Genomic DNA, 8,517 nt, shown 5'->3' on the forward strand with positions numbered 1-8,517 from the left:
ATGCCCGGCTTCGCTACGCTGCCGGACGCCCGGCGCTACCGCCTGACCAACGCCACCGTCCCGGCCTGCCTGGCCGAGGGCGCGGATCTGCAGCCGGACCGCGACGGGCTGGCCCTGGCCGACCTGACCATCGACGGCGGCACGCTGGCGACGATCCGCCCAGCCGGCAGCCCGGATCCGGAGCGCCTGCCGGCGCTGGACCTCGACCGCGGCATGGCCTGGCCGGCCTTCATTGAGGCGCACACCCATCTCGACAAGGGCCATATCTGGCCACGCGCGCCGAACCCGGATGGCAGCTTCGACGGGGCGCTCACCACCGTGCGGGCGGACCGGGCGGCGCATTGGTCGGCGGCGGATGTGCGGGCGCGGATGGAGTTCAGCCTGCGCTGCGCCTTCGCCCACGGCACCCGGCTGATCCGCACCCATATCGACAGCGACCCGCCGCAGCACCGCGTCTCCTGGCCGGTCTTCGCCGAGCTGCGCGAGGAGTGGGCCGGGCGGATCGAGCTGCAGGGCTCGGCCCTGGTCGGAATCGACCGGGTGCTGGAGGATGCCTATTTCGACGACCTCAGCCGCACGGTGCGCGCCCATGGCGGCATCCTCGGCGCCGTCACCTACCCGGTGCCGGGGCTGGAGGCCGGGATCGACCGGATGGTCCGCCATGCCATCGGGCACGGCCTCGACCTCGATTTCCATGCCGACGAGACCGGCGACCCGGCGGTGCGGTCGCTGGCGCTGATCGCCGAGGCCGCGATCCGCCACCGCTTCCGCGGCCGGGTGCTGGTCGGCCATTGCTGCTCCCTGGCCCGGCAGCCCGAGGAGGTGATCGACCGCACCTTGGACCTGGTCGCCGAGGCCGGCCTGGCCGTCGTGTCGCTGCCGATGTGCAACATGTACCTGCAGGACCGCCGCGCCGGGGCCACGCCGCGCTGGCGCGGGGTGACGCTGCTGCACGAGATGAAGGCGCGCGGCATCCCGGTGATGGTGTCCTCGGACAACACCCGCGACCCGTTCTACGCCTATGGCGATCTCGATGCGCTCGAGGTCTATGCCCAGGCGACGCGCATCCTGCATCTCGACCACCCGGTCGGCGACTGGCCGCGGGCGGTCGCGGCGACCCCGGCCGAGGTGCTGGGCCGCCCGGATCTCGGCCGCCTGGCCGCGGGCGGCGGCGCCGACCTGGTGCTGCTGCGCGCCCGCAGCTGGACCGAGCTCTTGTCCCGCCCCCAAGCCGACCGGATCGTGGTCCGCGCCGGCCGCGCCATCGACACCACGCTGCCGGATTACCGTGAGCTGGACGCGCTGCTGGCGCCCCAAGGAGAGCAGGCATGACCGATCTCGCCGCGCTGAAGCGCGACCTGGAGGGGATGCGGGTCACCGACGACCCGGTGCTGGTGAAGCAGAAGAGCCAGGATTTCTTCTGGTACTCGCCGGTGCTGAAGCGGCAGCTGGAGCACGTCACCGGCGACATCGTCGTGTCGCCGACCTCGGAGGCCGAGGTGGTGCAGGCGCTGAAGGCGGCCTATGCCCATGGCGTGCCGGTGACGCCGCGCGGCGCCGGCACCGGCAATTACGGCCAGGCCATGCCGCTGTCCGGCGGCATGGTGCTGAACCTGGCCCGGATGAACCGGGTGACGGCGATCCGCCCCGGCGCGGTGGCGGCCGAGGCCGGCGCCGTGCTGGCCCAGATGGATGCCCAGACCCGGGCCAAGGTCGGGCAGGAGATGCGGCTATTCCCGTCGACCTACCGCATGGCGACGATCGGCGGCTTCCTGGCCGGCGGCTCCGGCGGCGTCGGCTCGATCCGCTGGGGCGGCCTGCGCAACCTCGGCAACGTCATGCGGGTGCGGCTGGTAACGATGGAGGCCGAGCCGCGCATCCTCGACCTCGCCGGCGAGGACCTGCTGAAGGCGCTGCACGCCTACGGCACCAACGGCATCATCACCGAGGTCGAGATCCCGCTGACCGCGGCGCCGGAATGGGTCGACATCGTGGTCGGCTTCGACGACTGGATGGACGCGGTCCGCTTCGGCGAGGAGATCGGCCGCGCCGACGGCCTGCTGGTCAAGGAAATCGCGCCGGTCGCGGCGCCGGTGCCGCATGACTATTTCCTGAAGCACCAGAAGTTCATCCGCCGCGATCAGTCGGTGGCGCTGCTGATGGTGGCGGACTTCGCCATGGGCGGCTTCGAGGCCTTCATGAAGCGGTCGAAGGGCGAGGTGCTGTTTCGCGCCGACACCGCGACCGACGAGGAGAAGAAGGGCCTGCCGCCGCTCTACGAACTGACCTGGAACCACACCACGCTGCGGGCGATCAAGATCGACCCGACCATCACCTATCTCCAGGTGCTGTACCCCTTCCCCGACCATCTGCGGCTGGTCGAGGAGATGACGCGGATCTTCGGCGACGAGGTGCCGGGCCATCTCGAGGTGATCCGCTTCGACGGCAACGTCACCTGCTCCGGCCTGCCGATCGTGCGCTTCACCAGCGAGGAGCGGCTGGACGAGATCATCCGCATCCACGAGGACCATGGCTGCCTGATCTTCAACCCGCACCGCTACACGCTGGAGGAGGGCGGGATGAAGCGCACCGACGCGGTGCAGCTGGCCTTCAAGCGCGAGACCGACCCGCGTGGCCTGTTGAATCCCGGAAAGATGATCGGCTGGGACGACCCCGGCTACGACCTGAACTCCGGCCGCATTTACCTGTTCCCGGGGCTGCAGGCGACGGGGTGAGGATGGCCACCTCGCCACTGCCTCCGCCTCATCCGTCATCCCCGCGAAAGCGGGGATCTCTTCGAACCTTCTGCGGCCAAATCCCGGGTCTGCGGCGCATCACTGCGTGCTGCACCGCGCCCGGGATGACGATCTCAGAGGGCGGTTAGAGCGTGCGCGTCCTGGTGCTGTTCGCGCATCCGGTCGAGACCAGCTTCCATGCCGCGCTGCACCGGGCGATGGTCGACGCGCTGCGCCGGGCCGGGCATGAGGTTGACGACTGCGACCTCTATGCCGAGGGCTTCGACCCGATCCTGACCCGGCAGGAGCGGCTGCACTACCACGACCTGCCGGCCAACCGCCGCCCGGTCGAGGCCCATGTCGACCGCCTGCTGCGGGCCGAGGCGCTGGTGATCATGGCGCCGGTGTGGAATTTCGGCTTCCCGGCGATCCTGAAGGGCTGGTTCGACCGGGTGATGCTGCCCGGCGTGTCCTTCGTGATGAAGGACGGAAAGGCCACTCCGAACCTGCAGCACATCCGGTCCCTGACCGCGGTCGTCTCCTATGGCGGCACGCGCTGGGCGTCGCTGCTGATGGGCGACCCGCCGCGCAAGCTGGTGCAGCGCTGGCTGCGTGGCCTGATCCGCCCCTGGGCGCCGGTGCGCTACCTCGCCCTCTACGGCATGAACGGCGCCACCGACGCCGACCGCGACGCCTTCCTGGCGAAGGTGGTCGGGTCGGCGCAGAAACTCTGACGACAACAACGGAACACAGGCCCCGGTCCAAGCTCCGTTTCAGCGACGCACTGCGCTGCTCCTCTTGGCCTTGGCCAGATCCAGGAAGCTGGCCTTGATCCTGGCGAACAGGCCGGGTGGAAGGAAACCGTAGCTGAAGACGTCCGGCCTGCCGGGCAGGGGCGACAGGCCACCATTCGGCCATTCATCGATATTGTGCTCCGAGACGATCACCCAGCTCGGCACATCGTCGAGGCCGATCGCGTGCTTGACCTTTGCAGGGATCTCGATCCCGACGGTCTCGCCGGTCGGCCGGCTATGGGTGATCGGCAGCAGCACGACGTAACGCGGGCGGGCGGCATCGTCGGTGGCTGCCAGGAGACAGGTCGGACGGTCCTTGCCCTGGTCCCGGCCGGCCACCGCCTCATGCGCCCAGAGATAATCGTAGCGCAGAACGAGGCCCGGCTTTGGATCGGGAAGCGGCAAGCCGCCGACCCTACTTCAGCAATTCGTCGAGCGCGCCATGCTCCGGATCCATCTCCGCCCGCTCCACGGCGTCGATCACCACATCTGCGGCATCAGCCGTGCGGTGAGTGCGCTGCGCGGCGGCCTTGAGCCAGTCGTAATGGTCGGCCGACATCAGCACGAACTCGCGCCGTCCGTGGCGGGTGATTTCCACCGGTTCGCGCTGCGCCTTGTGCTGGAACTCGCCGAACTTGCGCTGGAATTCGAGGGCGCCGACCCTGGGCATGACAGATATCCGTCCGACTGTGGATATCCAAATTATACGTATAATACGACTTTGGGCAAGAAGAGGAAGGTCAAGGCAATTACACCTCGACCTCGACCAGCGCGGTCTCGGGCTGGGAGCAGCAGGCAAGGATCCAGCCTTCGGCGATCTCGTCGTCGGCGATGCCGCCATTGTGCTCCATCCGCACCTCGCCCTTCAGCTTGCGCACCAGGCAGGTGCCGCACAGGCCCTGGCGGCAGGCGGTCGGGATGCGCAGGCCGCAACCTTCCGCCGCCTCCAGAACGGTCTGGCCCGGCAGCACCGCCGCCTTGCGGCCGGAGCGGGTGAAGGCGACCTGCATCCCCTCCCCGGCCGTCTCCGGCGGCGGCGCGATCGGGGATGCCACCGGCACCGGCGCCGGAGTGGCGCCGAAGCTTTCCTCGTGCCAGCGCGCCGAGGGCACGCCGAGCTCGCCCGCCACGTGCCGGGCGGCCTCCATGAACCGATCCGGGCCGCAGCAGAACACCGTCCGCCCGGCCAGGTCCGGGCACAGGGCGGAGAGCAGCGCCCGCTCCAGCCGGCCGCTGGCCCAGCCCTCGCCCGCCGGCGCGCCGGTGACGACGAAGCGCAGCCTGAGGCCGGACGCGACCTCGGCCATGTAGCCCAGCTCCGACCGGAACAGCAGGTCCTGCGGCCGCCGGGCGAAATGGACATAAACCACATCGGTCTGCGGCGCGGTGTCGAACAGCCAGCGCGCCATCGACATCATCGGCGTGGCGCCGCTGCCGGCCGACAGGAACAGGTAGCGCTCGGCCGGGTGGTCGAGCAGCGAGAAGCGGCCGGTAGGCCCGTGCGCCGTCAGCGCGTCGCCGACCTTGAGCCTGTCGAACAGCCAGCGCGTGGCGACGCTGCCCGGCTGCACCTTGGCGGTGATCTTGGCGTGGTGCGGCCGCGACGGGGTGGAGGCCAGGGTGTAGGTGCGCAGGACCGGCTCCGGCCCCGCCGGCAGCTCCAGCGTCACGAACTGGCCGGGGCGGTAGGAGAACCAGCTGCCGTCCTCCGCCTCGAAGCGGAAGGTGCGGACGTCCGGCGCCTCCTCGCGGATGCCGATGCAGCGCAGCCGCGTGGTCTTCGCGTTCCACAACTTGGGCGTCGCGCTCAGAGGGCCGGGCACGTCCTGCCGCCTCAGGCCACGTCGCGGATCGAGGTGGCGGCGGTGCCGCCGCCGAGCCGATGGGTGAGGGTGTCGGCATACCAGTCGACGAACTGGATCACCGCGCCCTCATGCATCCGCGAATACGGCCCGGGCTCATAGGCCGGGGACAGGATGCCGCGCTGGTTCTCCTCGACGATGCGGCGGTCCTCGTCATTGGTCGCGGTCCACACCTCGGTCAGCGCCTTGAGGTCGTAGTCGACGCCCTCGACCGCGTCCTTGTGCACCAGCCATTTGGTGGTGACCTCGGTCTCGGTCGGGCTGATCGGCAGGATGCGGAAGCTCAGCGCGTGGTCGGCCAGCAGGTGGTTCCAGCTGTTCGGGTAGTGGTACAGCAGCATCGAGCCGAGCTTGGTGGTCGGGAACTCGGCCAGCAGGCGGTTCACCGCCGGCTGGCCGCTCATGGTCATCGAATGGGCGTCGTTGATGAACGGCACCCGCATCACCCGATACTGCATGTCGTCCGAGATCTGGTAGCGGCTGGGCAGGCCGATCGCCTCGCAGCTCTGCCAGTGCTCGAGAATCTCCGGGTTCTCCTCCATCCCCTTCTGGCCGCTGGTCAGGGTCGGCTGGTCGGAGAAGACGCGGCACAGCTCCGGATGATTGCCGGAGCAGTGGTAGCATTCGCGGTTGTTCTCCATCACCAGCTTCCAGTTGCCGCGCTCGATGATGGTCGAGCTGTGGGCGACCTTGGCCTCGGCCAGGAAATGCGGCGCCATATAGGGCTCGACCATGCGCCGGAACGGCTCGAAGTCGCGCGGCTGCTCGGCCAGCGAGATGAAGATCCAGCCGCCGACCTCGTGGCATGCCACCGGCTTCAGCCCGAACTGCGCCGGGTCGATCGCATCCATCATGTCGCGGGCGAAGATCAGCTTGCCCTCGAGGTCGTAGGTCCACTGGTGGTAGGGGCAGACCAGCCGCGGGCGCGAGCCGCGCTCGTCGGTGCACAGGCGCGAGCCGCGGTGGCGGCAGACATTGTGGAAGGCGCGGATGGCGCGGTCGCGGCCGCGCACCACGATCACCGGATACTCGCCGATCTGCACGGTCAGGAAATCACCCGGCCGCGTCACCTCGCAGGCATGGCCGACGAACAGCCAGTCCTTGTAGAAGATGTGCTCCAGATCCAGCGCGAGATAGGCGGGGCTGGTGTAGAAATCCCGCTTCAGGCTGAAGCCCGGCGCGCGGGACAGCAGATCCATCAACATGGCCGAACGCGCTTCCATACCCGATCTTCTCCTCTGGGCACGGTCGCAGATGTGGCTTCCGGGTACGCGCCCCCGAGGACCGGCGACCGAACCGGACCCTCGCGAACATGCCCGCCGACCGCCCACCGCGATCATCGAGACAAACTCCCTCGAGGCTGGTTTCCGGGCTCCGGCGGGCTTCTTGGCCGGTGCGGCGCCTTCCCGGATCGCTCCAGTGGCCCCTGCCGCACCTTACACCGCCGTTACCGTTGCGGGGGCAGCGCCGGACTTCCACCGGCTTCCCAATTCTCCGATCCGCCGCTGCTCTGTTCCACAGCATCGGACCGGCACCTCTTGGCGGCGATCATGGCGCGACTCCGCGGCCCCGCACGCTCCAGAGCCGACACGCCATGACGCGGCTGCGACACGAGTCCCAGCCCCCGGCGACTCGGCATTTCCTGCTGCTGAGCGACCGCGCTGCGCCAGCCTCTGCCGCCGCCGGATGCGAATGCGCAGCCCCTGCCGGCACCGCCGGCGGACAATCGGGAAATCGAAACCGGAGGACGCATCATGACGCTGACCGATTTCAAGATCCTGACCTTCGACTGCTACGGCACGCTGATCGACTGGGAGACCGGCATGGTCAACGCGCTGGCACCGCTGACCGCCCGTGCCAAGCAGCCGCTGACCCGCGACCGGATCCTGGAGGCCCATGCCCGCCATGAATCGGCACAGCAGCGCTGGACCCCGGCGCGGCGCTACAGCGAGCTGCTGGCGATCGTCTACAAGCGCCTGGCCGAGGAATGGGGCGTGACGGCGAGCTGGGAGGAGGCGCTGGCCTATGGCCGCTCGATCAAGGACTGGCCGGCCTTCGCCGACACCGCCGGCGCGCTGCAGTACCTGAAGAAGTACTACAAGCTGGCCATCCTCTCGAATGTCGACAATGCCAGCTTCGCCCTCAGCAATGTCCGGCTGCAGGTCGAGTTCGACGCCGTCTTCACCGCCGAGGACATCGGCAGCTACAAGCCCGCTTCGCGCAACTTCGACTACATGCTGGAGAAGCTGGGCGGCATGGGCATCGCCCCGGGCGAGGTGCTGCACACGGCGGAGAGCCTGTTCCACGACCACGAGCCGGCGACGGCGGCGGGGCTGGCCACCTGCTGGATCCACCGCCGCCACGCCGAGGGCGGCTTCGGCGCCACCATGAAGCCGGCGACCGAGCCCAAGGTCGATTTCCGCTTCACCAGCATGGCGGAACTGGCAAAAGCTCACCAGGAGGCGCTGCGGGGCTGAGTCCCGCAGCCGATCGGACGAGGGCAGGATGGCGCCGAAGCTGGACCGGATCGACATCGCCATCCTGGCCCGGCTGCAGGCCGACGGGCGGATCACCAACGCCGCGCTGGCGGACGCGGTCGGCCTGTCGCCCAGCCCCTGCCTGCAGCGGGTGAAGCGGCTGGAGGCGGCGGGCTATATCGCCGGCTACGGCGCCCGCATCGCGCTGGCCAAGCTGACCGAGACCGTGACCGTGTTCACCGAGGTGACGCTGAGCGACCACCGGCGCGAGGATTTCATCCGCTTCGAGGCCGGGCTGGCGACGGTGGAGGAGCTGCTGGAGTGCCACATGGTCAGCGGCGGCTACGACTACCTGCTGCGCTTCCTGACCCGCAGCATCGCCCATTACCAGCAGGTGATGGAGGCGCTGCTGGACCGCCGTCTCGGCATCGAGAAGTACTTCAGCTACATCGTCATCAAGTCGCCGATCCTGCGCCAGGCCGCCCCGCTGCAGAAGCTGCTGCGGGGGGAGTAGGATCGATCATCAGAACAGAACCGCCTTTTTTCTTCCTCCCCCTCCCGCAGGGGGCTATCGGATTCACACATCTCATCCGCACGTTCGCCGGGCCCTGTTCGTTGCCTCTCCCGCTTGCGGGAGAGGCAGTGGTCT

The 8,517-nt window shown here is 69.1% G+C and carries 9 protein-coding genes and 1 riboswitch; of the genes, 5 read left to right on the forward strand and 4 right to left on the reverse strand.

Annotation, left to right across the window (positions count from 1 at the left end; all coding sequences use genetic code 11):
* From AAHM41_RS22275 to AAHM41_RS22285, 3 genes are all read left to right on the forward strand, one after another.
* A complete protein-coding gene (locus AAHM41_RS22275) occupies window positions 1–1,332 on the forward strand; it encodes a cytosine deaminase (protein ID WP_342238778.1) in 1,332 nt (443 codons plus the stop codon).
* Window positions 1,329–2,735 carry an FAD-binding oxidoreductase gene (locus AAHM41_RS22280; RefSeq protein WP_342238779.1) on the forward strand — a complete coding sequence of 469 codons (1,407 nt, stop codon included), beginning with the start codon at window positions 1,329–1,331 and terminating at the stop codon, window positions 2,733–2,735. The genes AAHM41_RS22275 and AAHM41_RS22280 overlap by 4 nt, the downstream gene beginning before the upstream one ends.
* 152 nt (window positions 2,736–2,887) lie before the next feature.
* Window positions 2,888–3,469, forward strand: a complete 582-nt coding sequence (locus AAHM41_RS22285; protein WP_342238780.1) for an NAD(P)H-dependent oxidoreductase — start codon at window positions 2,888–2,890, stop codon at window positions 3,467–3,469.
* Window positions 3,470–3,508: 39 nt separating this feature from the next.
* Here the strand turns inward: AAHM41_RS22285 and AAHM41_RS22290 are convergent, their stop codons facing one another.
* The 4 genes from AAHM41_RS22290 to AAHM41_RS22305 form a co-directional block, all read right to left on the reverse strand.
* On the reverse strand, window positions 3,509–3,934 hold the full coding sequence (locus tag AAHM41_RS22290) for a hypothetical protein (protein WP_342238781.1): 426 nt from the start codon (window positions 3,932–3,934) through the stop codon (window positions 3,509–3,511).
* Between the two features lie 10 nt (window positions 3,935–3,944).
* Window positions 3,945–4,199 carry a type II toxin-antitoxin system prevent-host-death family antitoxin gene (locus AAHM41_RS22295; protein WP_342238782.1) on the reverse strand — a complete coding sequence of 85 codons (255 nt, stop codon included), beginning with the start codon at window positions 4,197–4,199 and terminating at the stop codon, window positions 3,945–3,947.
* A gap of 79 nt (window positions 4,200–4,278) precedes the next feature.
* Entirely contained in the window at window positions 4,279–5,352 is a 1,074-nt protein-coding gene (locus tag AAHM41_RS22300; protein WP_342238783.1) for a hybrid-cluster NAD(P)-dependent oxidoreductase, read from the reverse strand.
* Window positions 5,353–5,363: 11 nt separating this feature from the next.
* A complete protein-coding gene (locus tag AAHM41_RS22305; RefSeq protein WP_342238784.1) occupies window positions 5,364–6,614 on the reverse strand; it encodes an aromatic ring-hydroxylating oxygenase subunit alpha in 1,251 nt (416 codons plus the stop codon).
* Between the two features lie 118 nt (window positions 6,615–6,732).
* Window positions 6,733–6,945: riboswitch (cobalamin riboswitch) on the reverse strand.
* Between the two features lie 200 nt (window positions 6,946–7,145).
* Between AAHM41_RS22305 and AAHM41_RS22310 the strand changes: the two genes are divergently transcribed.
* Window positions 7,146–7,868, forward strand: coding sequence for a haloacid dehalogenase type II (locus AAHM41_RS22310; protein WP_342238785.1), 723 nt, complete (start codon window positions 7,146–7,148; stop codon window positions 7,866–7,868).
* Between the two features lie 28 nt (window positions 7,869–7,896).
* Window positions 7,897–8,382, forward strand: a complete 486-nt coding sequence (locus AAHM41_RS22315) for an Lrp/AsnC family transcriptional regulator (protein WP_342238786.1) — start codon at window positions 7,897–7,899, stop codon at window positions 8,380–8,382.
* Window positions 8,383–8,517 lie beyond the last annotated feature (135 nt).

The organism is Inquilinus sp. OTU3971, assembly GCF_038440215.1.